This window comes from Pseudomonadota bacterium, from assembly GCA_041395565.1.
Lineage (GTDB): Bacteria > Pseudomonadota > Gammaproteobacteria > UBA9214 > UBA9214 > UBA9214.
In genome coordinates this window covers 141071-167163 of record JAWLAI010000003.1, presented here as the reverse complement: position 1 = coordinate 167163, position 26093 = coordinate 141071, and the positions used below count along the sequence as shown (strand labels likewise).

The following is a 26093-nucleotide window of genomic DNA, read 5'->3' as shown; positions in this document are numbered from 1 at the left end:
TGCGGGATCCAAGCACACGCAGGCATACCCGTCCTGCGCAGGGTGACCACGACAGGCGCGGCGCACGGCAGCAGGCAGCAGGCGCTGTCACGCTGCGGTCGCGGGAACGGCCCGGGCCGCAGCGGCGGCTTCCGGCAAGCCCGCCACCAGCGTACGCGATGGGCCAAGCCGGCATGATTCGGCCAGCGCAGATCGTCCGTCTGATCCATATCAACTTCGTGCTGGTCCGGCACGGGCTGGACGAAATCATCCTCGCGACCCACCTGTTCCGGCCATTCCGTTTCCTGTACTACCTCGCGCCGTGGAACTGGATCCCGCGCCGGCGCGGGCCGCGCGGCGTGCGCATCCGCCGCGCGCTGGAGGAGCTCGGGCCGATCTACGTGAAGTTCGGCCAGATCCTGTCCACCCGTCAGGACCTGCTGCCCGAGGACATCGCGCTGGAACTCGCGCACCTGCAGGATGACGTGCCGCCGTTTCCCGGCAGCCTGGCACGGGCGCAGATCGAGAAGGTCTTCGGCTGCCCGGTGACCGGCATGTTCGCAGCGTTCGACGCAACACCGCTGGCCTCGGCCTCCATTGCACAAGTGCACGCCGCGCGTCTGCAGGACGGCAGCGAGGTCGTCATCAAGGTCCTGCGGCCCAACGTGCGGCATCTCATCGAACGCGACGTCAACCTGCTCTACACGGTTGCCGGCCTGGCCGAGCGCTACTGGAAGACCGGCCGCCGGCTGCGCCCCCGCGAGGTGGTGGCCGAGTTCGAAAAAACCTTGTACGACGAGCTCGATCTGCTGCGCGAGGCCGCCAATGCCTCACAGCTGCGACGCAATTTCGCCGGCACCAATCTGCTGTACGTACCGGAGGTCTACTGGGACTACTGCCGCCCCGAGATCATGGTCATGGAACGCATCCGCGGCATCCAGATCAGCGACGTCGGCGCACTGCGCGCGAGCGGCATCGACCTGAAACAGCTGTCCGAACGCGGCGTGGAAATTTTCTTCACGCAGGTATTCCGCCACAACTTCTTCCATGCCGACATGCATCCCGGCAACATCTTCGTGGGGCGCGATGGTCGTTACATGGCCGTCGACTTCGGCATCATGGGTACGCTGAATCCGGTCGACCAGCGCTACCTGGCGGAAAACTTCCTTGCCTTCTTCAACCGTGACTACCGGCGCGTGGCCGAGCTGCACGTCGAATCCGAATGGGTCCCGGACGGCACGCGGGTGGATGAATTCGAGTCGGCGATCCGCACGGTCTGCGAACCGATCTTCGAGAAGCCGCTCAAGGAGATTTCCTTCGGTAACGTGCTGCTGCGCCTGTTCCAGACGGCGCGTCGTTTCAACATGGAGGTGCAGCCGCAGCTGGTGCTGCTGCAGAAGACACTGCTCAACATCGAGGGACTGGGACGCCAACTGTACCCGGAACTCGATCTGTGGAAGACCGCCAAGCCCTTTCTGGAACGTACCATGAGCGAGCAACTCGGCGCACGCTCGCTGCTGCACAGCATCAGGGAGAACGTGCCGGACTGGAATACCGCGCTGCCGGAACTGCCGCTGCTCGCGCATCGCGTGCTGACACAGGCCAGCACCGGCAAGCTGGAAGTGCACTGGCGCTCCGACGACCTGCGGCACCTGCGGCATGAGCTGCGTCGAGCCAACAGGCGCACGGTCGGCGCCGTCACCGGTGGCAGCCTGCTGCTGTCCGCCGCCGTGATCTACGGGCTGGACGGCTATGCGCCGGCGATGATATTCGGCGCGCCGCTGCTCACCTGGCTGGCAGGTATCGCCGGCCTGGTCCTGCTGCTGCTGAGCTGGCCGGGCGATCGCGACTGATCAGCCCTGCAGGCTGTGGCGCACGCTGATGGCGGTCATCAGCAAGGCCAGCGCGACAATCCAGAACAGGGTCGTGATCAGCAGTGACTGGCGGGCCTTGCTCTTTTCGAGCCAGGTGCGCGGCTGCACCCCCCGGAAGATGAACATCAGCTTCGCGGCCAGGTTGATGCATACCACGTTGACGGCCAGCAGCAGACCGGCGCCCGAGGCCAGGTAGTACTGCCCGCTGCCCAGCATCATCCCCAGCGTCGCCGTCGGCGGCAGCAGCGCCACCGCGACCATGACACCGACCAGGGTGCTGGAAAGCCCGGTCACCAGTGACAGCACGGCGGCGGCGCCGGATGCAAGCGCCAGTGCAACGCCGGCCAGACCGACATCGGTACGGACGAGGATTTCGCTGCTTTGCACGCGATCCTGCCACAGGGCGCCGGTCGCGATCGACATCAGCAGCGCCAGCCCGATCCCGGCAAGGTTGGTCTGCAGCGCCTGCCACATCAGCCTGCGGTCGCCGAGCGCGACGGAAAATGCCAGGGCGATGTTCGGACCCAGCAGCGGCGCGATCACCATGGCACCGACGATGACGGCGACGTTGTCCTCGACCAGACCGATGGATGCCACCACCGTGGACAGCACCACCAGCAGCAGGTAGTTCAGGTCCAGGCGGGCACCGCGCTTGATGCGGTCATACAGCTCTTCGCGTGTCTGGCTGCCACTGCCCGCACCGGTCTTCTCCCGCTCACTCTCCTCGCTGCTGCGCGGCAGTACCGCCTCGACCGGCTGGATGATGATGTGGGTGCCGGCGCTGGCGCCGAGCACGTTCTGCAATGTATCGACCACCTTCTGGCGCGCGGCATCGTCGACCAGCATCCGTGTCATGCAGCGGCCGTCCTCGCCTGGCGGGCTCGACCAGCAGTCGTCGACCCCATGCTGCTCGGCGATGCCTGCCAGGGTGTCGATATGCCCGGAATCCGCGATGATCTCGATGATACGCATGACTGCCGGCCTTATCCGTCTGCACCAGGCAGCACGCTCAGCGCGGGCGTTGCAGTGCTGCCTCGACCGTGTCGCGCTGCTCCCGGCCGGCCAGGATATCGATGAGTTCGAGCGCGAAGTCCATGGCGGTGCCGGGACCGCGCGAGGTAATGACGGTACCGTCCCGCACCACCGGCTCGTCGCAGTAGTCGATACCGGGCACCGACGCCACATCGAGCGCGCCCGGAAAGCTCGTGGCGCGGCGACCGTCCAGCACGCCGGCCCGCGCCAGCACCCGCGGCGCGGCACAGATTGCGGCGGTATAGCGCTCCTGTTCCGCCAGCCGCGCAACGAGTTCGATGATGCGCGCATCGTCGCGCAGGTGGTCGGCACCGGGCAGACCGCCGGGCAGCACGATCATGTCGTAGTCGCGTGCCAGGGCCTCGTCCAGGGTAATGTCCGGCACCAGTACCGTGCCACGCGAACCGCGCACCGGCCGCCCGTCCAGTCCGGCGCTGTCGACCGTGATACCGGCACGCCGCAGCAGGTCGATGACCGTCACCGCCTCCAGTTCTTCGCAACCCTGCGCTAGCGGGACGAGGACGCGTGCCATGCCAGTTGCCTGTTGCTCTGCCGTTCGATCAGCTGCGCGACGGGGACCAGCTGCACTCCATGCGCATCAAGCCGACCCAACTCCTGCAGCAGCACCTCGAGTGTTGCCGGGTGGGGATGGCCGATGCCCAGTGCCGTGCCCTCGCGCCGTGCCGTGGACACCAGTTCACGGAATTTAGCGCGGACGGCGTCCAGTTCCGCCTCGTTGTCGAGAAAGACGTTGCGTTCACTGTTCGGGATGCCGTATTCCTGTGCCACGCGGCGCGCCACGGTCGCGCTGGTGGTGCGGCTGTCGACGAAGAACAGGTTGCCGTGTTCGCCGATCGCCTGCATCAGCCAGGCCATGCTGCCGGGATGCCGGGTGAGCAGGCTGCCCTGGTGGTTGTTGAGACCGCTGACGAACGGCACCGCGGCGATATCCCGTGCCAGCGCGCTGCGCAACTGAGTGAAGGTCATGTCCAGCGTGAGCTCATCCTGTTCCGCCGCCTGCGTTTCGGTCGCGAGCGCCTGCATCGGCAGGTGCAGCATGACCTCCTTGTGGTCCGCATGGGCGCGCCGCGCGAGTTCCCGCGTGTAAGGGCCGCGCGGGAGAAAGGCACAGGCAACCGGACCGGGCAGGCTGACGACCTGGCGTCCGGCACCCAGCCGGTTACCCAGGTCGTCGATGATCAGTGCGATGACCGGCTGCGGATCCGCCTCGCCCTCGTCCAGCGCGTCGGCTGTCGCGGCCGGTGCCAGCACGGCCAGCCAGCACAGGCAGAGAACGCTCCAGCCGGTTCGGAACGGCATCCGGGCCGGCACGCTGCTACTGCATGCGTGCCTGCAGGATTGACAGGCCCTTGAGCAGGTTGAGTGCTTCGTAGAGCATGTAATCGTCTTTCAGCAGCTTGCTCGCCTCGCTGTCCGTCTTGCCGTCATCGGACTTCTGCTTGCCGTTACTGCTGCCGTTTTCGAGATGCTTGGTCAGGTTCGCTTCCTTCAGCGGCTCGATGTCCTTGTCCACCGCCGACACCTGCACCGGCTCGAGCGGGATGTCCGGAGTAATGCCCTCGGCCTGGATGGAACGCCCGGACGGCGTGTAGTAGCGCGCCGTGGTCAGCTTGAGCGCGGAGTCGTTACTCAGCGGCAGGATGGTCTGCACCGAGCCCTTGCCGAAGGTTTTCGCACCCATGATGATCGCGCGCTTGTGATCCTGCAGGGCGCCGGCGACGATCTCCGAGGCAGAGGCGGAACCCTGGTTGACGAGCACCACGAGCGGCGCGCCGTCCAGGATGTCATCCGGCGTGGCATTGAAGCGCAGCTTGGAATCGGCGATGCGGCCCTCGGTATAGACGATCAGGCCCTTGGTGAGGAAGGCATCGGACACGGCCACGGCGCCGTTGAGCACGCCGCCCGGATTGTTGCGGAGGTCGAGCACCAGCCCGTCCAGCTTGCCGCCATGCTCCTTCTTGAGCTTGTTGATCTCGTCGACCATGTTGGTCGCGCTCTGAGACTGGAACTGGGAAATGCGGAGGTAGGCATAGCCATCCTCGAGCATGCGCGACTTGACGCTCTTCACCTTGATCACGTCGCGGGTGATGGTCACCTTGATCGGCTGGTCGACGCCCTCGCGCACGATGGTCAGCACGATGTCGCTGCCTGGCTCCCCGCGCATGATCTTGACCGCGTCGTTGAGGGACATGCCTTTCACCGGCGTCTCATCGAGACGGATGATGAGATCACCCGCGAGGATGCCCGCACGCTGCGCGGGTGTGTCGTCGATCGGCGCGATCACCTTGACGAAACCGTCTTCCATGCCGACCTCGATGCCGAGCCCGCCGAACTGACCCGTGGTGCCGACCTGCAGTTCGTTGAACTGTTCCGAGTCGAGATAGGACGAGTGCGGATCCAGTCCTGCAAGCATGCCGCGTATCGCGTTCTCGATCAGCTCCTTGTCATCCACGTCGACGACGTAGTCGTTCTTGATCCGCCCGAACACGTCACTGAAGGTGCGCAGCTCCTCGATCGGCAGCGTGGCCTGTACCGTCTCGCGCTCCGCCAGCACACCATGCCCGATCGAAACCAGGACGCCTGTCACCAGGCCGGTTAGCAGGAGCAGATAACTGTGAATGTTCGCTTTCAGTATGGATTTCATCTCTCGTGTCCGTCGTGCGCTAACCGGGCGGCATCCCGCTGATGCTGCCAGCCGTTGCGCTGTTATCGGGACATATCAACATTATCACAGCGTTGCTATTAGCGGTATCGGCCTGCAGCAAAATCTTCTCAAGCACACCCGCTGCCCCTTGCCGGCTCCGGATTGGACCGGAAAAAGCGGCGCGGATTCAATCCCCGCCAGCGCGGCTGGCCTGCTGCGCAAGCGGTCGCCCCTTGAACCAGCTGCCGGGATCCAGCGGCTGGCCGTCCTTGCGCAACTCGAGGTACAGCCCGGTGCGCTGCTGACCGCCACTGCTGCCGGCCGCGGCAACCACCTCGCCGGCGCCAACCTTGGCGCCGACATCCTTGTATAGACTGCTGTTTTCACCATACAACGACATGTAGCCGTCGCCATGATCCAGGATCAGCAGCAGGCCGAAGCCACGCAGCCAGTCGGCGAAGACGACCCGCCCGCGGGCGATGGCGTGGACATCGGCACCAGCCGCGGTGGTGATGTGTACACCGCGCGCGCGCATCTTGCCGGCGCCCAGCTGCGCCCCGTACCCCATGCTGATGCGGCCGGCGACCGGCCAGGCCAGCTTGCCCTTGAGCTTGGCCAAGGGACGGTTGTCGCCTGGCGCCGGGAGATCACGCAGTGCCTGTTGCAGCGCTACCAGCAGCTTGTTGACCCGTTCGGCATCAGCCTCGAGTTTCCCCAGCTCCGCGGTCCCGCTGGCCAGGCGCCGCTTGAGCTGGGCGACGATGTCCGCCTGCTGCGCCTTTTCCGCATCGAGTCCGGCGATCTGCCGCTCCCGTTCGGCCCGCAACTCGCCCAACGCCGCCTGCTGTTCACGCACCACGCGCTCGGCATCCTGCAACTGCTCCAGGGTAGTACGAAACTCGTCCATGCGCCGGCTGCGGGCCCGAGTGAAGTACCCCTGATAGATCAGCATGCGCCCCACCTGCGCGGGGTCTTCCTGGTTCAGCAGGAGTTTGATGCGTTCCTGACGCCCGTTACGGTAGGCCGCCCTGAGCTCCCGCACCAGCGTGCCGTGCATCTGCTCGAGCCGCGTCCTGGCGCTGTCGCGCGACGCCTCGAGTCGGGACAGCTCCTGCCGTGCCTCGGCCTCGCGTACATCCAGCTTGCGCAGTTCCGCGGTGATACGCCCGATCGACCGGTCGGTCTGTTCCAACCGCGCCTGTTCTGCGTCGTGCTCGCCGCGGACCGACGTCAGCTCGTCCGTGAGGGCCTTGATGCGTGCGCGCAGCTGCTGCAGCTTTTCCGTTTCCTGGGCGATCTGGGCGTTGCCCGCGGCGGCTGCATCGGGCGGCGCCAGCTGTAGCAGCAGACACGCGGCGGCAAGCAGGCCGGCACGGAGATGCATGCAGCAGACTGACGGTCGGATTGCCGGCGCGGTGGGCGCGTGCCGCCTAGCCATGCAGTTTGGCGGCAGCCGCTGGCGGGTCTTGTGCGCCGCTTTGCGGCTGCAGGTTGATGAGCGTGGTGCCGGTCATTTCCGGCGGTACTTCCATGTTCATCAGGTAAAGCATGCTCGGCACCACATCCGAAAGCGCACCGTGCTCGGCCATGGCTGCCGGCCGGCCGACATAGATCAGCGGCACCAGGTTACTGGTGTGGGCCGTGTGCGGCTGGCCGGTTTCCTCGTCCAGCATCTGCTCGGCATTGCCGTGATCGGCGGTGATCAGCATTTCGCCGCCGCATGCCTGCACTGCCTCGAACACACGTCCGAGCGCGCGATCGACGGCCTCGATCGCCTTGACCGCCGCATCGAATTTGCCCGAATGTCCGACCATGTCCGGGTTGGCGTAATTGCAGATGATGACATCGTAGGAACCGCCCGCGAGCGCCTCGACGAGATGTTCGGTCACCTCGCCGGAACTCATCTCCGGCTGCAGGTCGTAGGTAGCCACCATCGGCGACTTCACCAGAATGCGATCCTCGCCCTCGAACGGCTGCTCGACGCCGCCGTTGAAGAAGAACGTGACATGGGCATATTTCTCCGTCTCCGCCAGGCGCAGCTGGCGCAGACCGTGGTTGGATATATATTCGCCGAAGACGTTTTTCAGGCGTTCGGCGGGATAGGCCACGTGAATCTTGAAATCGGACTTGTACTCGGTGAGGCTGACGAAATCCGCCAGGCGCGGCTGGACCTCGCGCTGGAAGCCCTCGAAACCGGATTCGATGAACGGCCGCGTGATCTGGCGCGCGCGGTCGGACCGGTAATTCATGAACACGACCACGTCGCCGTCCTCGACACGCACCGGCGCGGTACCCGGCGGCACAATCGCGGTGCCCTTGACGAACTCGTCGCCCTCACCGCGCGCATAGGCCGCAGCGAGCGCGCTCAGCGCATCGGGGGCGGTGTAGTCCGCCTTGCCCTGGGTGATCAGGTCATAGGCGGCCTGGATCCGCGGCCAGTGGTGGTCGCGGTCCATGGCATAGTAACGGCCGATCACCGAGGCGAAGCGGCCGCCCTGCAGCCGGGCGAACTGTTCCTCCATGGCCCGGAGGGAGGGTTCGGCACTGCTCGGCGGGGTGTCGCGGCCGTCCAGGAAGGCGTGCAGATAGACCTGCCGTGCGCCGCGCTGCACGGCGAGCTCGACCATGGCATGGATATGCTCCTCGTGGCTGTGCACCCCGCCGGGGGACAGCAGGCCGAGGATGTGCACCGCCCGGTCGCTCTCGATGGCCTTGTCGACGGCGTCGGTCAGGGTCAGGTTGGTGAAGAACGACCCGGTCTTGATGGCACGGCTGACGCGGGTGAATTCCTGGTAGACCACGCGCCCGGCGCCGAGATTGAGATGGCCGACCTCGGAATTCCCCATCTGGTCCGCAGGCAGGCCGACGGCGGCACCCGAGGTGCGTATCAGCATGTGGGGATGCTCGCGCCAGAGCGCATCCCACACCGGCTTGCGCGCTGCGGCAATGGCGTTGTGCTGGGGGATCTCGCTGTAGCCCCAGCCGTCCAGGATCAACAAAACCATGGGCCTTGCAGGGCGATTACGGTGCTGTGCTGGCTTTCCACTCATAAGGTCGGGGCGAAGTCTAAAGTATCATTCGTTCTATCGCCAACACGGGGGCGGACCGTAGGGGCAAGGCCGGCCGGGCCTGCCCGGCCATGCGGAAAATTGCGCCGGATATGGCCCGAAAGGCTTATTATTGTATAATGTTTTAGTAATGAATGCAGTAACCTATCGCAGCAACACCCAACTCAGAGAGGCTGCTGAATGACAGCAAGCAACGAATCACTGCTCACCCGTGCCGAGGACATCGACCGGGCATCGCGCTCACTCAAAGCCATGTCGCATCCCCTGCGGCTGAAGATCCTGTGCACCCTGGGCGACCAGGAGATCAGCGTGCAGGACATCGTCGAGCGCGTCGGTACTTCGCAGAGCAACATCTCGCAGCATCTGGCCATCCTGCGGGACAAGGGTATCCTGGCATCACGCAAGGATGCCAACCGTGTGTATTACCGTGTCGGGGACTCGCGCACACTGCGGCTGATCAGCATGATGCGCGAAGTATTCTGCACCAGCCCCTGACGCCGGCGCCGGCCCGGCTGCCGCGTATACAGACTGACTGCGAAAGCGCGGCCTGCGCCCAGGGTCGCGCCCAGCATCCGAGGGAACAATGGAAATCAACCAACTCATAGAATTCAGCGGCAACCATCCGGCACTCGTGTTCGCACTGTTCGCGCTGCTCGCCATGCTGATCGGCGGCGAGTTGCGTCAGCGGCTGAGCGGTGTCAGCGAGGTCGGTCCGGGTGAAGCCATCCGCCTGCTCAATCACGACAATGCCGTCATGATCGACATGCGCAGTGACAAGGAATACGGCGATGGACACGTGGCGAATGCCATACACGTACCGAGCGCCGACAAACTCACAGCACTCGAGAAGTACCGTGGCAGGCCGGTGATCGTGTATTGCAACAGCGGCAATCGTTCAACGGGATTCTGCAGCCGTCTGCGCAAGGATGGATTCGAGAACGTATACAACCTGAGAGGCGGTATACTCGGGTGGCAGAAGGCCGAGCTGCCGCTCGCCAGAAAATAAACCGGTGGCGCCACCCGTCCGGGTACGGTGCCGCTGCAGACAACAACCATCAGCCCACCAGGAACGACAGCCATGGCCGGATCGGAACAGAACAACACGCAGAACCAGGGGAACACTGCGGTCATCCACACGCAGAAGGTGTATACCAAGGACATCTCTTTCGAAACGCCGAATTCGCCAGATATCTTCACGCGCGAATGGAAGCCCGCCCTCAATCTCGACCTGGGGCAGAAAGTCACCGAGCTGGCGGACAACCATTTCGAAGTGGTCCTGACCCTGACCGCCACCGTCAAGGTGGAGGATACCACTGCCTACCTCGCGGAGGTGCAGCAGGCCGGCATCTTCCTGCTGCAGGGCATCGACAAGGACACACTGCGCAACATCATCAACGTGTACTGCCCGCAGCTGCTCTATCCCTACGCCTCGTTCGTGATAGCGGATCTGGTGTCACGCGGCGGATTCCCGCAGCTGGTGCTCTCCCCGGTGAATTTCGAGATGATCTTCAAGAAGCGGCTGGCGGAAGCCGCCGCGCAGCGCAAGGACGTCAACTGAGACGGCACCGGGCCAGCCCGACAGCGATCGGGAAACCGCGCCGGCACTGACAACATGAGCCGTGGACCCATAACTGTACTCGGTGCCGGATCCTGGGGTACGGCACTGGCGATACGCCTGGCGGCGAACAGCAACGATACCATCCTCTGGGGGCATGAACCCGCGTTCATGCAGCGGCTGGCCGACGCGCGGCAGAACCGTGAATTTCTCCCCGGGATCGCCTTCCCGGACAATTTGCGCATCGAGTCGGAGCTTGCGCCGGCGGTGAGTGCCGCGCGCGATCTGCTGATCGTGGTGCCAAGTCATGCATTCCGTGAAGTCCTCACGCACCTGTTGCCGCTGCTCGACGCCCGATCGCGCATTGCCTGGGCGACCAAGGGCCTCGAGTATGGCACCGGCAAGTTCATGAGCGCGGTACTCGAGGAAGTCGCGGGCACCCGCTTCCCCGCCGCCGTGCTGTCCGGCCCCACCTTCGCCCTCGAGGTGGCGCGGGGCCTGCCGACCGCACTGACGGTTGCCGCCAGCGATCCGGCCTTCGCCGGTGACCTGGCCGCCCGTCTGCACGGCGAGGTGATGCGCGTATACACCAGCGCGGACATGATCGGCGTGCAGCTCGGCGGAACGGTGAAAAACGTGCTCGCGATTGCGGCAGGGATCACCGACGGCCTGCAGCTCGGCGCCAACAGCCGCGCCGCGCTGATCACGCGCGGCCTGGCCGAGATCATCCGGCTTGGCGATGCCATGGGCGCACGGCGCGAGACCCTGATGGGGCTTGCCGGCATGGGCGATCTTATCCTGACCTGCACCGACGACCTGTCGCGCAACCGGCGTCTCGGGCTTGCCCTCGGCCGCGGCAAGCCGCTGGATGCGGCCGTGCGCGAAATCGGACAGGTGGTGGAAGGTTTCAATACCGCGCGCGAGGTCGTGCAGCTCGCCCGCAACTGGGATGTCGAGATGCCGATCTCCGAACAGGTCTACATGGTGCTGCACGAGGGACTGACCGCACCAGCGGCGGTACACAACCTGCTCGCCCGCGAGGATATGCGCTCAGAGTGAATCGACCGCACCCGCGAAGGACTGCTGACGCCAGGCCTCGAAGACCAGCACGGCGACGGCGTTCGACAGGTTGAGGCTGCGGCTGCCGCTGAACATCGGTACGCGTAGTATGGCATCCAGCCCGAGCTGCTCCAGTATTGCGGGCGGCAGCCCCCGCGTTTCCGGCCCGAACAACAGCGCGTCTCCCGGCCGGTAGGCGACATCCGTGTACAGGCGGCTGCCGCGTGTCGACACGCCGCGCAGCGTGCGCGGTTGCACGCTGCGGGAGAACGCTTCCAGCGTGGTGTGCTCCTGCACGGTAGCGAATTCGCGGTAGTCCAGCCCGGCGCGGCGCAGGCGGCGATCATCGAGTTCGAAACCGAGCGGATGTATCAGGTGCAGAGTACTGCCCGTGTTGGCGCAAAGGCGTATGATGTTGCCGGTATTCGGCGGAATTTCCGGCTGGTAGAGTACGACGTGAAACATCTCTTACCCTGGCAAGACCCGAGCGCATGAAGGCAGCCGACGCACACAAACTCAAGGTCGATTTCTGCGGCATGTCGTTCGCGACGCCGCTGGTGCTGCTGTCCGGCTGTGTCGGCTTCGGCGAAGAATACACACGGATCGACGGCTTTTCCAACCGCGACGTGGGCGCAGTCTGCCTCAAGGGCACCACGCTGCAGGCGCGGCTGGGCAACCGTCCGCACCGGGTCGCGGAAACACCTGCCGGCATGCTCAACGCCATCGGTTTGCAGAATCCGGGCGTGGATCACGTGGTCAGCAGCATCCTGCCGTCACTCGACTTCGGCGAGACCCGCTTCATCGCGAACGTTTCCGGATCCACCGTTGAGGAATATGTCGAGGTCACGCGCCGTTTCGACGATTCTCCGATCGACGCCATCGAGATCAACATCTCCTGCCCGAACGTGAAGGAAGGCGGCGTGGCGTTCGGCAACGATCCGGACATGTCAGCGCGCGTGGTGAGCGCCTGCCGCGCGGCCACAGGCAAACCGCTGATCACCAAGCTCTCGCCCAACCAGACCGATATCGCGGAGAATGCCCGGCGCTGCATCGAGGCCGGAACCGATGCCTTCTCCGTGATCAACACCCTGATGGGCATGGCCATCGATATCGAAACCAGGACACCGATCATCGGTAACAATCAGGGCGGGCTGTCCGGCCCTGCCATCAAGCCGGTGGCACTGCTCAAGGTGCACCAGGTACACCAGGTGTGCCGGCAGCACGCGATCCCGATCATCGGCCAGGGTGGGATCACCAGCGCCGCGGATGCCATAGAATTCATCATCGCGGGCGCGAGCGCGGTCGGGATCGGCACCGCGCTCTTCTATGACCCGCTGATCTGCACCCGTATCAACGACGGAATCCTCGCTTACCTCGAGCGGCATCGACTCGACGGCATCGGCCCGCTGGTCGGCAGCCTGGCACTGCACGGCGCGGTCTCTGCCTGCAGCACCTGAGCGTCCCGGCCGTGTGGAACGATGAGACAGGTGCTACTGCATCTCGAGTTCCTTGAGTTTGCGCGTCAGGGTATTGCGACCCCAGCCCAGCAGCCGGGCGGCGTCCTGGCGGCGCCCGCCGGTATGCTGCAATGCAACCTCGATGAGGGTGCGCTCGAACGCCGGCAGGGCGTCGTCGAGCAGCCGTTTCGAGCCGCTCCCGAGCCGCTGCTGTGCCCAGTGCCGCAGGGTCGACTCCCAGCTGCTCTCCACCGGTGCGGCAGCGCGCACCGCACCCGACAGGTCGTGCGGCATGTCCTCCACGTGGATTTCCTGTCCCGGCGCCATCACCGTGAGCCAGCGGCACAGATTCTCGAGCTGGCGGACGTTGCCCGGCCAGTCGAGCCGCATCAGGTATTCCACCGCATCGCGCGACAGCGTCTTTGCCTCCACGGCGAGTTCGGTAGCCGCCCGACCCAGGAAATGCTCGAGTAGCGCGGGGATGTCCTCGCGCCGTTCGCGCAGCGGCGGCAGCTGCAGGCGAATGACATTGAGCCGGTGGAACAGGTCCTCGCGGAAGCGGCCCTGCTTGACCAGGGTCTCCAGATCCTGATGGGTGGCAGCGATGATGCGTACATCGACCTTCTTCGGGGTGTGCGCACCGACCGGGTAGAACTCGCCGTCCGCCAGCACACGCAACAGGCGCGTCTGCAGTTCCGCCGGCATATCACCGATCTCGTCCAGCATCAGCGTGCCGCCGTCGGCCTGTTCGAACCTGCCCGTACGCCGGTGCTGTGCGCCGGTAAAGGCGCCACGCTCGTGACCGAACAGCTCCGACTCGAGCAGGTCGCGCGGGATCGCTGCCATGTTAAGCGCCAGGAACGGCTTGCCGGCACGCTGGCTGTGACGGTGCAGCGCCAGCGCCACCAGTTCCTTGCCGGTACCGGATTCGCCGTTGATCAGCACGGTGGCGTTGGAATTGGCCAGCCGCCCGATGGCGCGGAAGACCTCCTGCATCGCCGGGGCCTTGCCGATGATTTCCGGCACCCGGCGTGAGTCCGCAGCTGCCGCCGGCGCCGGCGCCTGTGCGCGGGCCTCCACGGCGCGGTTGACGAGGGCCACGGCATCATCGATATCGAACGGCTTGGGCAGGTACTCGAACGCGCCGCCTTTGAATGCAGCAACCGCGCTGTCGAGATCGGAATGCGCCGTCATGATGATTACCGGCAGCTCGGGATGCGCGGCGCGAATGCGCTCGAGCAGCGCGAGGCCGTCGATACCCGGCATGCGGATGTCCGTCACGATCACCGCCGGCTCCTCGCGCTCGATCGCCGCGATGGCGCTGTTGCCGTTTTCAAAACACTCCACCTGCAGATCCGCCGCTGCCAGCGCCTTTTCCAGCACCCAACGGATCGACCGATCGTCGTCGATCACGAAAATCTTGTCACTATGCTCCATGCACGTCATCCAGTGGTAACAGAATTGTGAAAGTCGTTTCTCCGGGCTGGCTGCTGCACTCGATCAACCCGTGGTGGCGACTGACCAGCGCTTGCGCGATGGACAGTCCGAGCCCAGTCCCGTCGCTGCGGCTGGTAACCATGGGATAGAAAATCTTCTTGCGCAGCTCCTCGTCGATACCGGGACCGGTGTCGATGATCTCGATGCGCGCCACCAGCCGGTACTTGCGGATACCGATGTTGAAATTGCGCGAGACACGCGTGCGTAATGTGATCTCGCCCTTGCCGCCGAGCGCCTGATTGGCATTACGCACGATATTCAGTATGGCCTGGATCAGCTGGTCGGCATCGGCCTGCAGGTCGGGCAGGCTGGGATCGTAATCCTTGTGGATACTCAGGCCGGCGCCCGCCTCGGCCTGCACCAGCTCGCGCACCCGCTCCAGTACCAGATGGATATTTACCGGCTTCAGGTTCGGCAGGCTGTTCGGACCGAGCATGCGATCCATCAGCACCTGCAGACGATCGGCCTCGCCGATGATGATGCGCGTGTATTCCTTCAGCGCGGGGTCGGTGATCTCGCGCTCCATCAACTGCGCCGCGCCGCGCAGGCCACCGAGTGGATTCTTGATTTCGTGCGCCAAACCCCGCACCAGCGCATGCGCCGCCTGCTGCTGGTTGATCAGCAGTTCGTCCTGCTCGACGCGCAGCTGGTGGTCGACCTGGCGCAGCTCGAGCTGCACGAAGGTCCCCAGGCTCGACTCCATGACCGGTGTGAAGGTGCAGTTGACGCGCAGGTCGGGGGCGTCCGGCAGCTCCAGCAGACAGCCGCGCCTGGAGATCACCTGCTGCCGGGTAATCGCGTCGGCGAGGTGCTCGACCAGCATCCCGGCGTTGGTGACCAGTTCGTGCACGGAACGTCCGCAGGCATAGCGCGCGCTGTGCGCCAGCATGACCTCGCCCGCCTGGTTGAGATAGACCAGGTGCAGCTGCGCGTCGAATACGAGTACCGCGGTGCTCAGGTTGTCGAGAATGCGCTCGGCAGTGATACGCGGCACTGGAATATCGGTTGGCATACCGAGGCTGCTGCAAAAAACAAACCAGAATCGGGCAAAGCGCCGGAAAAAATCTCAGGCGCGTAAAAAATCTTCTAAACCAGCTGGCTACGCCAACCCATGGCGGCCATACGCGGGGTTCACGGGCGCAGCTGTCAGCCAGTATGCACCATGATGGTGCGCATGACCAGCGGGGGTGTCAGGGTGGGACGGCCGGGCGGCCGGCCGGGTCACAAGCCCTTGGAATGGGAGACCGTACCGGTACTGCCGCCGCCGGTGCTGCCGCTACCGGAGGCACTGCCGCCAGCGGAGCCGCTGCCCGCCCCGGCAGCGTTACTGGCGCTGTTACCGCCATTGCTGTTGTTGTTGCCCGTGTCTTCCTTGCGGTCGGGATTGAGGGGATTGTTCGGCTGCTGGATGGAGGCACGCAGCAGATGCACCGTAACCGGTGTGGACGTGACGAGCTCCGCCCCGCTGTCGTCGAGGACGGCGGCCGAGATGGCATGGCTGCCACGGTCGACGTTCCTGAAGCTGGTGGACAGGCGCGCAACCGGTTTGCCCTGCGGCTTGCCGTCCAGGTAAAACTGCACACGGTGCCCGGCCTCGATCTGCAGCGCCGGTTCCAGGCTGACGCTGATATTCACGATGCCGGCGTTGCTGCGTATAGTTTCGTCATGCTCCGGTTGAGTCATGCGCAGGGCGCTGTAGACGGCCGCGGCCGCGGGGGGCGCGGCCGGCGACATGCCGGGCGCAGCCGGCACCGGTGCCGGCGTATAGGTCGGCAGTGCCGGCATCTGCACCCGTTCGGCGCCCGTCGAGGGCACATCACTGTAGATTACCTGGCCTTCGGCATTGACGGACTTGTAGACCTCTGCCTGGGCGGAAACCGCCAGCAGCGCCAGCAGTAATAGAGAGTATTTCATGACCACCGCCTTGCAACCGGATTGCTTCACTGTTCTTTTATCGGGCTTTTTCGCCGGGCGGTCAAGTCATGCGTGCCGGAATTGCCGGCCAGTTCCGCCAGTTGCAGGCTGCGCTCGCCGCCCTGCCGCCGGCCGGGCAAAAAAAAGCGCCCCGCAGGGCGCTTTTCGAAGCACGTTTGGTGCGCAGCTCAGAGGCTGTAGTACATGTCGAACTCGACCGGATGGGTGGTCATGCGCAGGCGCGTGACATCCTTCATCTTGAGTTCGATGTAGGCATCGATCATATCGTCGCTGAACACGCCGCCGGCGGTGAGGAACTTGCGATCCTTGTCCAGGGAGTCCAGGGCCTGGTCCAGTGCATGGCAGACCTGCGGTATCTTCTTCGCTTCCTCGCGCGGCAGATCGTAGAGGTCCTTGTCCATCGCCTCGCCCGGATCGATCTTGTTCAGGATGCCGTCCAGGCCGGCCAGCATCATGGCCGAGAAACCGAGGTACGGATTGCAGGTCGGATCCGGGAAGCGCACCTCGATGCGGCGCGCCTTCGGGTTGGAATCGAACGGAATGCGGATCGACGCGGAACGGTTGCGCGCCGAATAGGCCAGCATGACCGGCGCCTCGAAGCCCGGTACCAGGCGCTTGTAGCTGTTGGTACCCGGGTTGGTGAAGGCGTTGATCGCGCGGGCGTGCTTGAAGATGCCGCCGATGTAGTACAGCGCCTGCTGGGACAGACCGCCGTACTTGTTGCCGGTGAACAGGTTCTTGCCGGCCTTGGCCAGCGACTGGTGCACGTGCATGCCGCTGCCGTTGTCGCCTACGATGGGCTTGGGCATGAACGTGGCGGTCTTGCCGTAGCCGTGGGCGACGTTATGGACCACGTATTTCAGGATCTGGTTCATGTCGGCGCGGCGGACCAGCGTATCGAAGCGGGTACCGATCTCGCACTGGCCGGCGGTGGCGACCTCGTGATGATGCACTTCCACCGGGACGCCCATCTCCTCCAGTGCCAGACACATCGCACCGCGGATGTCATGCAGCGAGTCGACCGGAGGTACCGGGAAATAGCCGCCCTTGACGGTGGGGCGGTGACCGATGTTGCCATCCTCGTAGACGCGCTCGGTGTTCCAGGAAGCTTCCTCGGAATCGATCTTGCAGAAGGAACCGCTCATGTCGGAACCCCAGCGCACGTCGTCGAGAATGAAGAACTCCGGCTCCGGCCCGAAGTACGCCGTGTCAGCCACCTTGGTTGACTTGAGATATTCCTCGGCGCGGCGCGCGATGGAACGCGGGTCACGGTCATAGCCCTGCATGGTATTGGGCTCAAGAATGTCGCAGCGCAGGATGAGGGTGGGCTCGTCGCTGAACAGATCCATGACGGCGGTGGTGGTATCCGGCATCAGTACCATGTCGGATTCGTTGATGCCCTTCCAGCCCTGGATACTGGAACCGTCGAACATCTTGCCGCTCTTGAAAAAGTCGTCCGCGATAGTGCCGGCCGGCAGCGTCACGTGCTGCTCCTTGCCGATGGTGTCGGTGAATCGCAGGTCGACGTACTTGACCTTGTTGTCCTTGATGGTTTTCAAAACTTTCGTTGCAGACATTACTACCCCTCCGGATAACTGCGCTGGATAAGAACTCACCCACCATGCCCGCGGGCACGGTAGCCTGGAAATATCGCGATTCTTGTGCTTACAGGTGGCGGGAATTATGCCACGGGTCATTTTACCCGCATACGTAAATACTTCACCGGGTTAGCAGCATTACGCCGATCGTGAGTGCACCATTTTAGTGCAACATCTACCGCTTATGCACCATTTTTATGCGCATTTTCGCCAAAATAGATCACGACCTCACCGACGTCCTCGGCAGCGACTGCCTGCGTGCGAATCGCCGCCGCCAGCGTGGCCTGCGCCGCAGGACTCAGGCCCTGCCGGCGCACGAACACGTCCACATTCACCCTGCCGTCGAGATAATGCAGGACGACCCGCTCCAGCCAGCGCGTCGGCTCCAGCCCCTGCCATTGCCGCTCGAGCCGCCGCATGATCACGTCGCGCAGCGGCAGCTGGTCGCAGGGCGATGCCAGCTCGTCGTTTTCCGGATCGATGTGCACCGTGACGTCGGCCACGTGTTCGATCTCGCTGATCAGCTGCTGGCGCACCCGTTCGCCGATCTGGTGCCCCTCGGATACGCTCAGCGTGGGATCTACCTGGATATGCACGTCTACCAGCGAATCGCTGCCGCTGGTCCGTGTGCGCAACATGTGGCAGTCACGCACGCCGTTCACGTCCAGGATGCGCTGGCGGATGTCCTCGACCAACTCCGGCTCGAGCGCCTTGTCGATCAGCTGCTGCAGGCTGGTCCACAGCAGATCCCACCCGATCTTGGCTATCATCAGCGCGACCGCGATCGCGGCCACCTCGTCGAGGTACGTGAAGCCGGCCATGCTGCCCCCCACGCCGATCAGCACGATGATCGACGAAATGGCATCGCTGCGGCTGTGCCAGGCATTGGCATGCAGCATGTTCGAGCGCAGCCGCCGCGCCACCCCGACCGTGTAGTGGTAGATGTATTCCTTCGCCGCGACCGAAAGCAGTGCCGCTGCCAGCGCCCAGGTACCGTGATGCAGCATTGCCTCCGCGCTCAGCATCCGCCGAAAGGCATCAATGCTGATGCCGATCGCCACCAATGCCAGCGCGACCCCGAGCAGCACCGTGGCAAGGGTCTCGATGCGCCCATGCCCGTAGGGGTGTTCTTCATCGGCTGCGCGGTGGGCGTGCTTGGCGGCGAAGATGACCAGGAAATCGGTGGCCAGATCAGACAAGGAGTGCACCCCGTCCGCGATCAGCGCCTGCGAACCCGCGACCAGCCCGATCGCGATCTTGACGATGCCAAGCACCAGATCGACGACCGATCCGATCAGCGTGACCTTGCGGATCTCCTGGTAGCGCGCGTGGCGCGGGTCCGGCAGATGCGTATGGCTCATGGCGTGCCGGCGGAGCCGCCTACCGTGATATCGATGACGATCTCGCGCTCCTCGTGCACGATGCCGCGCACGCTGTGTCCGTGCACGCGACACCAGGCCGGAATGTCGTGCACCACGCCGGGATCGGTACAGCGTATCTGCAGTTCATCGCCGGGCGCGCATCCCGCCACGGCATCCTGGGTTCGAATCACCGGCAGTGGACACAGCAGGTTGCGGGCGTCGACCAGGCGTTTGCTCACAGGTACCAGTCCTGCGGGATCTGCTCGGCCGGCAGCGGCACGACATCGAGGACACGTACCTCACCACTGCCGTCGTTGACCTCGACGGTGACGTGCTCCGCACCGCGTCCCTTGCTGAAGCGGGCGGTGAGCCGTGCGGCCAGTTCGATGTCATCCGCATCAACGGCGCCGTCGATCAGCACCAACGGTCCGACATGGCTGCGCGGAAACATATGCACGAAGCGCTTGCGGTAGCCTTCGAGAAAGCGGTTCTCGCCTTCCTCGCGTCCGACGATGAGCTTGAAGTGCGGCTTCGGCCGCAGGTGCCTGCCGACCTTGAGCAGCATGATGTCGTCGAGTTCGTAGTCACGCCGACCGCGGGTCTGCCACAGATCCTCGAGCTTGACGGCGTACTGCCGGTCGGTCAGGAAGCAGCAGCCGCCGGCCGGCTGGGCGAAATCCTCGATACCGTAACGGGCAGCCAGCGCGATCTGCGGTTTGCGCGAGCGCCCGCTGAATCCGTGCAGACGTTCGCGGTCCAGCCAACCCTCCCGTTCCGGCAGCGTGGGCGGCAGGTTTTTCGCACACAGCGGCCGTACCAGCCGGTCCTGCGCACCCGAATCACGCGCCACCACCGGCAGCGTGTCCTTGCGCTGCGACATGGGGCGCTGGCCGATGACCTCTCCGGTGATGATGAAATCGAAGCCGTGGCGCTGCATCCACTCGTGTGCCTTGTGCACCATGAAGATCTTGCAGTCCAGGCAGGGATTCAGGTTGGCGCCGTAACCGTGCCTGGGATTGAGCACGATATCCTTGTATTCCTCGATGATGTCGAGGATGTGCAGCTTGATGCCGAGCTGTTCCGCCGTCCACAGCGCGTTGTTGCGTTTGGGACGCGCGCCGTGCTGCCGGCGGATGGCGTGGGTATGTCCCTCGACACAGAAGCCGGTGAAGAAATTGATGCCTTCCACGTGTACGCCCTGGTCCATGACGACCCGCGCGGCAAGCATCGAGTCGAGCCCGCCGGAGATCAGTGCCACGGCCTTGCGCGGATCGCTCATATTGACTTGCACAGCTGGACCAATGTCGGGTTTACGGGAAGCGCCGCCACATTTGCCGGTCGGCGGCATGGGCGCAGTGCGCCATGCACGCAGGGATTCTAACCCATGCGCCGCGCGCTGTCGTAATTAGAACAGTGATTCAGTGGGTTTCGCGGCCGCCGTCGGCGGGTACGGCATGACCGGCGCGGCAGACCTGCCGGTAACAGCGGCGCGAGCCGGTCTCCCGCCACAGCTCCATGGCCTGGATCGGTGTCAGCAGCGGTTCGCCGCCGAGCTCACGCATCGCGTGCAGTATGTCCATCAGCACGATGAAGGCATCCGACAGATGCACGTATACGCTTGCCACACCGCGGTCCAGTACGGCGGACAGCTGCCGGTAGGCATTGCGACCCATGTTCACGAAGTAGCCGATGCGTACCAGGCGCCGTTCTGCCAGTTGCGGGAACAGCCCGGAAAACAGCAGGCAGTGATCCCCGACCTCGCGCAGCCGGTCGATCCGGTGCGTGCCGGCGAGCTGCTGCGACTCGAGATAGTCGCGTGCCATGATGCGCGCGGTGCACTCTGGCCGGTCTGCGAAACGCATGAGCAGGAACACGAGATAGCTTTCCAGCGTCTCGTCGAGCGTCCTGTCACACGCGCTCTGCGCCTCCTGCACCAGTGCCTGCCACTGCGCCACGGAAGTGGGTTCGAGAATCAGCCGCGCCATATGCCTGCTCCTCGCTGTACTGGGAATCAGATCGACCGTCACCGCAACCGGCTTGAGTCTCTCCGTATTCCTGTCTTCGGTCATAACACAGAAACCCCGGACAAGTCACGACCCCGCGGCGAATCTGCCGGGCGCTGCACCGGTCCAGCGTCCCCGGCAGCCGGCACGCTGGTGAAAAGTCCCGGCGGCTCGGGCTATACTGCCGTGCTTTGAACAGCGCGAAACGAGCCGTGTCCGATACTCCGAAGACCTTCCAGGACCTGATCCTGGCCCTGCAGCGCTACTGGGCAGGCCAGGGCTGTGCCCTGCTGCAGCCGTACGACATGGAGGTCGGTGCTGGGACCTTTCACCCGGCCACCTTCCTGCGTGCGATCGGTCCCGAGCCCTGGCGCGCCGCCTATGTGCAGCCCTCGCGGCGTCCCACCGACGGCCGCTACGGCGAGAACCCCAACCGCCTGCAGCACTACTACCAGTTCCAGGTGATGCTCAAGCCGTCGCCGCCGGATATCCAGGAGCTCTACCTGGGATCATTGCGCGAACTCGGTATCGACACGCTGGTGCACGACGTGCGCTTCGTCGAGGATAACTGGGAATCGCCCACGCTGGGCGCGTGGGGACTGGGCTGGGAGGTGTGGCTGAACGGCATGGAGGTCACGCAGTTTACCTATTTCCAGCAGGTCGGCGGCCTCGAGTGCCGTCCGGTAACCGGCGAGATCACCTACGGTCTGGAGCGCATCGCGATGTACCTGCAGGAGGTCGAGAGCGTCTTCGACCTGGTGTGGACACAGGGACCGGACGGCCCGGTGACCTACCGCGACGTCTATCACCAGAACGAGGTCGAGATGTCGGCCTACAATTTCGAACAGGCCGCTGTCGAGGCGCTGCTGCAGTGGTTCGACGTCTGCGAACACGAAAGCAACCGGCTCATCGAGGCCGGGCTGCCGCTGCCGGCCTTCGAGCAAATGCTCAAGGCCTCGCATACCTTCAACCTGCTCGATGCCCGCGGCGCGATTTCGGTCACCGAGCGCCAGCGCTTCATCCTGCGCGTGCGCACGCTGGCACGCCAGGTCGCGGAGGCCTACTACCAGCGGCGCGAGGCCCTCGGCTTCCCGCTGGCGGGAGCCAGGGCATGACCGCTACCCGTGATCTGCTGTTCGAGCTCGGTACCGAGGAACTGCCGCCGAAGTCGCTGCGCGGCATGCGTGACGCCCTGCGCGCGTCCATCGACAGCCTGCTGGACGAATACCACCTGCCGCACGGAACCAGCCATGCCTATGCCACGCCGCGCCGGCTCGCCGTGCTGGTCCGCGACGTCCCGGTACGGCAGCCGGATCGTGCCGTGACCCGGCGTGGCCCCGCGCTGAAGGCCGCCTTCGATGCCGAGGGCAGGCCGACCAAACCGGCCGAGGGCTTCGCGCGCTCCTGCGGGGTGGCGGTCGCAGATCTGGAAACCCTGGAAACCGACAAGGGCGCCTGGCTGGTATGGCAGGCCACCGAGGCGGGCCGGCCCACGTCAGAACTGCTCGAGGCGCTGCTGGAGAAGGCACTGCGGGCGATCCCGGTGGCACGCCGCATGCGCTGGGGCAGCGCGGATTCCGAGTTCGTGCGCCCGGTCCACTGGGTGTTGCTGCTGCTCGGCGACGAGCCCGTACCGGCCACCGTGCTGGGCCACCGTGGCGATCGCTACACCCGTGGACACCGTTTCCATCACAACGAACCGATCGCGATCGCGCAGCCGGCCGAGTACGCGGATACCCTGGAGCGCAGCGGCCGGGTGCTGGCCGACATGGACCGGCGGCGCGACAGCATACTCACGCAGGTGACCGAGGCCGGCACGGCACTGGGCGGCGTGACCCGCGTCGACCCTGATCTCCTCGACGAGGTCACCGCCCTGGTCGAATGGCCGGTGGCCATCAGCGGCGCCTTCGATCCGCGCTTCCTCGAGGTACCGGCGGAAGCGCTGGTATCCAGCATGCAGGATCACCAGAAGTTCTTTCCGGTCAGCGCCGCGGACGGCAGCCTGCTGCCCGGCTTCGTCACCGTGGCCAACATCGCCAGCAAGGATCCGAACCAGGTCAGGGCCGGCAACGAGCGTGTCATCCGTCCGCGGCTCGAAGACGCCGCGTTCTTCTGGAACCAGGACCGCCGGCAGCAGCTGTCCAGCCGCGCCGTCCAGCTCGACAGCGTGACCTTTCAGCAGCAACTCGGCTCGCTGGGTGACAAGCAGCGGCGCATCGGCACGCTGGCCACCCACATCGCCGCCGCGCTCGGGTTCGACGCCGCCAAGGTGCAGCGCGCCGCGGCGTTGTGCAAGTGTGACCTGGTGAGCAGCATGGTGTTCGAGTTCCCGGAACTGCAGGGCATCATGGGACGCTATTACGCGCTGCACGACGGCGAGGACCCTGCCGTCGCGGCGGCGCTGGACGAACAGTACCAGCCGCGCCATGCCGGCGACGGGCTGCCGGCCTCGCCCGTCGGCCAGACCCTTGCCGTCGCCGAACGGCTCGACACCCTGGTCGGGATCTTCGCCATCGGCCAGCCGCCCAGCGGCGACAAGGATCCGTTCGGCCTGCGCCGCGCCGCGCTCGGCGTGATGCGCATCCTTATCGAGCGCCGGCTCGACCTCGATCTGCAGGACCTGATCGCACGGGCGGCGGCCGGCTTTCCCGCGGCCCTCGGTGCGACAGCGGTATGCGATGCGTTGTTCACATTCATGATGGAACGCCTGCGCAGCTGGTATACGGACTCCGGCTGCGACACCCTGGTGTTCGATGCCGTGCTTGCGCGACAGCCGGTACGGCCGCTGGATTTCGATTTCCGCATCCAGGCGGTACGTGCTTTCCAGCAGCTGCCCGAGGCAGCCAGCCTGGCCGCGGCGAACAAGCGTATCCGCAATATCCTGCGCAAGAGCGCGACCGTCGTGCCGGACGCCCACCGGGCGGAGCTGCTGCAGGAACCGGCCGAACAGGCACTCGCGGTCGCGCTCGAGGAACGGGCCACGGTGGTCAAGCCGCTGTTCGCGGCACGCGACTACACCCGCGCGCTGTGCGAGCTCGCTGCCCTGCAGGTTCCGGTGGACCGGTTCTTCGACTCGGTCATGGTCATGAGCGACGATACCGCACTGCGGGACAATCGCCTGGCCCTGCTGCACAGCCTGTCGGAGCTGTTCCTGCAGGTGGCTGATATCTCGCTCCTGCAGACCTGATGGCGGGATGCCGTGGCTGTCGGACAACATGACGACTGGCGGCGTAGCCGGCGCGCGCAACCTTGCGGAGCATGCATGACATGAACGATAGCGACTCCTACCGCCGGATGCTGGCCGCGGTCCAGGCATTCCACGACAAGCACGATTTCAGGAACACCGGCGGCGAGGAACTGGCCTACCGCGTCGCCCTGATGACCGAGGAACTGGGTGAGATATCCGCTTGCGTCACCAAGGGCAAGGACCGGGACAAGCTGGCCGAGGAATGCGCCGACCTGTTCATCCTGCTGATCGGTACCGCGATCGCCGCGGACTTCGACCTGGCCGCAGCCTTCTGGCAGAAGATGGACAGACTCGGCAAGCGCGAGTCTCGCATGATCAACGGCCGCATCCGCGTCTCGGAATTCAGGGACACCTGATGCAGCTCGCCATACTCGATCGTGACGGCGTCATCAACGAGGCCCTGGAAGGCGGCGTAACCGCGCCTTCCGACTGGAAGCCGCTACGCGGCAGCCTGGAGGCGATCGCGCGCCTGCACCGTGCCGGCTGGCGCGTCGTGGTCGCCATGAACGAACCCGGCATCGCGCGCGGTACTCTCGATCTCGACACCCTGGTACGAATCAACGAAACCATGCTGCGGCGCGTGACCGAGTCGGGCGGCGTCATCGATGCCGTTTTTTTCTGCCCGCACGCCCCGGAAGCCCGTTGCCGCTGCCACAAGCCGCAGCCGGGGATGTTCACCGACATCGCCAGCCGGCTGCATATCCGGCTCGATGATGTCCCCGCGATCGGCGACTCGCTGAATGACATCCGTGCGGCAAGCCGAGCCGGCGCGCGCGCCTTGCTGGTCAAGACCGGAAAAGGATTCGGCACGGTCGGCTCCTCGGAACTGGATCCGGACGTGCCGGTCTACGATGATCTCTACTGCGCGGTCGACGCCGTACTCGGCTCGAACCACGCCTGACACCGCCATGCCCGCAGCGACACCCGACGCCCCCTATCCGATCCTCTGGCTACGTTCGCTGGCATTCTGGATCGTGTTCCCGCTGTCCATCATGCTCTATGCCGTGCTGCTGCTGTTCACGTTTCCCCTCAAGCTGAACGCACGCTGGGCACTGATACAGACCTGGTCGCGATTCACGCTCTGGTGGCTGCGGGTCACCTGCAAGCTGACCCACGAGATTCAGGGTGCCGAGAATATTCCGGCCGGCGCCGCCATCGTCTTTTCCAAGCACCAGTCGACCTGGGAAACGATCGCCCTGCAGCAGATATTCCCCATGCAGGTGTGGGTCGCCAAGCGCGAACTCCTGTGGATCCCGTTCTTCGGTTGGGGACTCGCATTGATGAAGTGCATCGCCATCAAGCGCGGCAGCGGCCGCGCCGCGATTCGCCAGCTGGTCACCGAGGGCAAGGCGCGACTGGACGAAGGTATCTGGATCGTGATCTTTCCCGAGGGTACCCGCAGTCCGCCCGGTCACCGTGGCCAGTACCGGATAGGCGGCGCCATCCTCGCGGAGCATTCCGGCTACCCGATCGTACCGGTTGCGCACAATGCCGGCGAATACTGGGCCCGCCGCAGCTTCATCAAGCGACCGGGGGTCATCCAGGTGCGCATCGGCAAACCGATCGTGAGTCAGGGCAGGAACGCGCAGGCGCTACTCGACGAAGCCGCCGACTGGATCGAGGCACGCATGGTGGAGATCACCACGTTCGTCCACGAGCGCTAGCTCGGCACTGCGGCTGATGCGGCAGTCATCGATAAATTTTGCCTATCGGAAAATATTGATGACCCATCGCAAAATAGGGTTTAAATAAATAATAGGCTG

General features: G+C 64.8%; 26 protein-coding genes. 11 read left to right on the top strand and 15 right to left on the bottom strand.

Translation table 11 applies throughout. The annotated features are described in order from the left end of the window. Positions 1-173: 173 nt before the first annotated feature. Complete coding sequence (gene ubiB / locus R3F42_04020) at positions 174-1832, top strand: ubiquinone biosynthesis regulatory protein kinase UbiB (GenBank protein MEZ5541192.1); 1659 nt, start codon at positions 174-176, stop codon at positions 1830-1832. Here ubiB and R3F42_04015 read toward each other — a convergent pair whose 3' ends face one another. From R3F42_04015 to gpmI, 6 genes are all read right to left on the bottom strand, one after another. Continuing rightward, on the bottom strand, positions 1833-2825 hold the full coding sequence (locus R3F42_04015) for a TIGR00341 family protein (protein MEZ5541191.1): 993 nt from the start codon (positions 2823-2825) through the stop codon (positions 1833-1835). It lies immediately after the preceding gene. A 37-nt stretch (positions 2826-2862) separates the two neighbouring features. Then, positions 2863-3417, bottom strand: a complete 555-nt coding sequence (locus R3F42_04010; protein ID MEZ5541190.1) for a DJ-1/PfpI family protein — start codon at positions 3415-3417, stop codon at positions 2863-2865. Continuing rightward, positions 3393-4205, bottom strand: coding sequence for a divergent polysaccharide deacetylase family protein (locus tag R3F42_04005; GenBank protein ID MEZ5541189.1), 813 nt, complete (start codon positions 4203-4205; stop codon positions 3393-3395). The genes R3F42_04010 and R3F42_04005 overlap by 25 nt, the downstream gene beginning before the upstream one ends. A 16-nt stretch (positions 4206-4221) precedes the next feature. Continuing rightward, positions 4222-5550, bottom strand: coding sequence for a S41 family peptidase (locus tag R3F42_04000; GenBank protein MEZ5541188.1), 1329 nt, complete (start codon positions 5548-5550; stop codon positions 4222-4224). A gap of 187 nt (positions 5551-5737) precedes the next feature. Continuing rightward, complete coding sequence (locus tag R3F42_03995; protein MEZ5541187.1) at positions 5738-6934, bottom strand: peptidoglycan DD-metalloendopeptidase family protein; 1197 nt, start codon at positions 6932-6934, stop codon at positions 5738-5740. Positions 6935-6980: 46 nt separating this feature from the next. Beyond that, positions 6981-8555, bottom strand: a complete 1575-nt coding sequence (gene gpmI / locus R3F42_03990) for a 2,3-bisphosphoglycerate-independent phosphoglycerate mutase (protein ID MEZ5541186.1) — start codon at positions 8553-8555, stop codon at positions 6981-6983. A gap of 243 nt (positions 8556-8798) precedes the next feature. On the opposite strand from gpmI, the gene R3F42_03985 reads away from it, so the two are divergent. The 4 genes from R3F42_03985 (at position 8799) to R3F42_03970 (ending at position 11232) form a co-directional block, all read left to right on the top strand. Further along, positions 8799-9113, top strand: a complete 315-nt coding sequence (locus R3F42_03985; protein MEZ5541185.1) for a metalloregulator ArsR/SmtB family transcription factor — start codon at positions 8799-8801, stop codon at positions 9111-9113. An 88-nt stretch (positions 9114-9201) separates the two neighbouring features. Beyond that, positions 9202-9624, top strand: a complete 423-nt coding sequence (locus R3F42_03980; protein ID MEZ5541184.1) for a rhodanese-like domain-containing protein — start codon at positions 9202-9204, stop codon at positions 9622-9624. A gap of 72 nt (positions 9625-9696) precedes the next feature. After that, the gene (gene secB / locus R3F42_03975; GenBank protein ID MEZ5541183.1) at positions 9697-10176 is read left to right on the top strand and encodes a protein-export chaperone SecB; all 480 of its coding nucleotides are present in this window, start codon (positions 9697-9699) and stop codon (positions 10174-10176) included. Between the two features lie 54 nt (positions 10177-10230). Further along, complete coding sequence (locus tag R3F42_03970; protein ID MEZ5541182.1) at positions 10231-11232, top strand: NAD(P)H-dependent glycerol-3-phosphate dehydrogenase; 1002 nt, start codon at positions 10231-10233, stop codon at positions 11230-11232. Here R3F42_03970 and trmL read toward each other — a convergent pair. After that, a complete protein-coding gene (trmL, locus tag R3F42_03965; protein ID MEZ5541181.1) occupies positions 11224-11697 on the bottom strand; it encodes a tRNA (uridine(34)/cytosine(34)/5-carboxymethylaminomethyluridine(34)-2'-O)-methyltransferase TrmL in 474 nt (157 codons plus the stop codon). The two genes, R3F42_03970 and trmL, sit on opposite strands and share 9 nt — an antisense overlap. Positions 11698-11723: 26 nt before the next feature. Between trmL and R3F42_03960 the strand changes: the two genes are divergently transcribed. Next, on the top strand, positions 11724-12689 hold the full coding sequence (locus tag R3F42_03960) for a dihydroorotate dehydrogenase (GenBank protein MEZ5541180.1): 966 nt from the start codon (positions 11724-11726) through the stop codon (positions 12687-12689). A gap of 33 nt (positions 12690-12722) precedes the next feature. Here the strand turns inward: R3F42_03960 and ntrC are convergent, their stop codons facing one another. The 8 genes from ntrC to R3F42_03920 all read right to left on the bottom strand — a co-directional run bounded on the left by ntrC (position 12723) and on the right by R3F42_03920 (position 21065). Then, positions 12723-14126 carry a nitrogen regulation protein NR(I) gene (gene ntrC, locus R3F42_03955; GenBank protein MEZ5541179.1) on the bottom strand — a complete coding sequence of 468 codons (1404 nt, stop codon included), beginning with the start codon at positions 14124-14126 and terminating at the stop codon, positions 12723-12725. Next, a complete protein-coding gene (gene glnL, locus R3F42_03950; GenBank protein MEZ5541178.1) occupies positions 14116-15198 on the bottom strand; it encodes a nitrogen regulation protein NR(II) in 1083 nt (360 codons plus the stop codon). Before glnL ends, ntrC begins: the two co-directional genes overlap by 11 nt. A gap of 209 nt (positions 15199-15407) precedes the next feature. Beyond that, positions 15408-16100, bottom strand: coding sequence for a DUF4124 domain-containing protein (locus tag R3F42_03945; protein ID MEZ5541177.1), 693 nt, complete (start codon positions 16098-16100; stop codon positions 15408-15410). A gap of 188 nt (positions 16101-16288) precedes the next feature. After that, positions 16289-17698: a glutamate--ammonia ligase gene (gene glnA, locus R3F42_03940; GenBank protein ID MEZ5541176.1), complete on the bottom strand. Its 1410-nt coding sequence runs from the start codon at positions 17696-17698 to the stop codon at positions 16289-16291. 203 nt (positions 17699-17901) lie between these two features. Beyond that, positions 17902-19080 carry a cation diffusion facilitator family transporter gene (locus R3F42_03935; GenBank protein MEZ5541175.1) on the bottom strand — a complete coding sequence of 393 codons (1179 nt, stop codon included), beginning with the start codon at positions 19078-19080 and terminating at the stop codon, positions 17902-17904. Beyond that, the gene (locus R3F42_03930; protein MEZ5541174.1) at positions 19077-19319 is read right to left on the bottom strand and encodes a sulfurtransferase TusA family protein; all 243 of its coding nucleotides are present in this window, start codon (positions 19317-19319) and stop codon (positions 19077-19079) included. Before R3F42_03930 ends, R3F42_03935 begins: the two co-directional genes overlap by 4 nt. Continuing rightward, on the bottom strand, positions 19316-20359 hold the full coding sequence (locus R3F42_03925) for a tRNA (5-methylaminomethyl-2-thiouridylate)-methyltransferase (protein MEZ5541173.1): 1044 nt from the start codon (positions 20357-20359) through the stop codon (positions 19316-19318). The genes R3F42_03930 and R3F42_03925 overlap by 4 nt, the downstream gene beginning before the upstream one ends. Positions 20360-20498: 139 nt before the next feature. After that, entirely contained in the window at positions 20499-21065 is a 567-nt protein-coding gene (locus R3F42_03920) for a hypothetical protein (protein ID MEZ5541172.1), read from the bottom strand. Positions 21066-21274: 209 nt separating this feature from the next. Between R3F42_03920 and glyQ the strand changes: the two genes are divergently transcribed. The 5 genes from glyQ (at position 21275) to R3F42_03895 (ending at position 25994) form a co-directional block, all read left to right on the top strand. Further along, positions 21275-22198: a glycine--tRNA ligase subunit alpha gene (gene glyQ / locus R3F42_03915; GenBank protein ID MEZ5541171.1), complete on the top strand. Its 924-nt coding sequence runs from the start codon at positions 21275-21277 to the stop codon at positions 22196-22198. Then, a complete protein-coding gene (gene glyS, locus R3F42_03910; protein ID MEZ5541170.1) occupies positions 22195-24270 on the top strand; it encodes a glycine--tRNA ligase subunit beta in 2076 nt (691 codons plus the stop codon). The genes glyQ and glyS overlap by 4 nt, the downstream gene beginning before the upstream one ends. 80 nt (positions 24271-24350) lie before the next feature. Further along, positions 24351-24686, top strand: a complete 336-nt coding sequence (locus R3F42_03905; protein MEZ5541169.1) for a MazG nucleotide pyrophosphohydrolase domain-containing protein — start codon at positions 24351-24353, stop codon at positions 24684-24686. Beyond that, entirely contained in the window at positions 24686-25231 is a 546-nt protein-coding gene (gmhB, locus tag R3F42_03900) for a D-glycero-beta-D-manno-heptose 1,7-bisphosphate 7-phosphatase (GenBank protein ID MEZ5541168.1), read from the top strand. Before R3F42_03905 ends, gmhB begins: the two co-directional genes overlap by 1 nt. 7 nt (positions 25232-25238) lie before the next feature. Continuing rightward, positions 25239-25994 carry a lysophospholipid acyltransferase family protein gene (locus R3F42_03895; GenBank protein ID MEZ5541167.1) on the top strand — a complete coding sequence of 252 codons (756 nt, stop codon included), beginning with the start codon at positions 25239-25241 and terminating at the stop codon, positions 25992-25994. Positions 25995-26093: the final 99 nt, after the last annotated feature.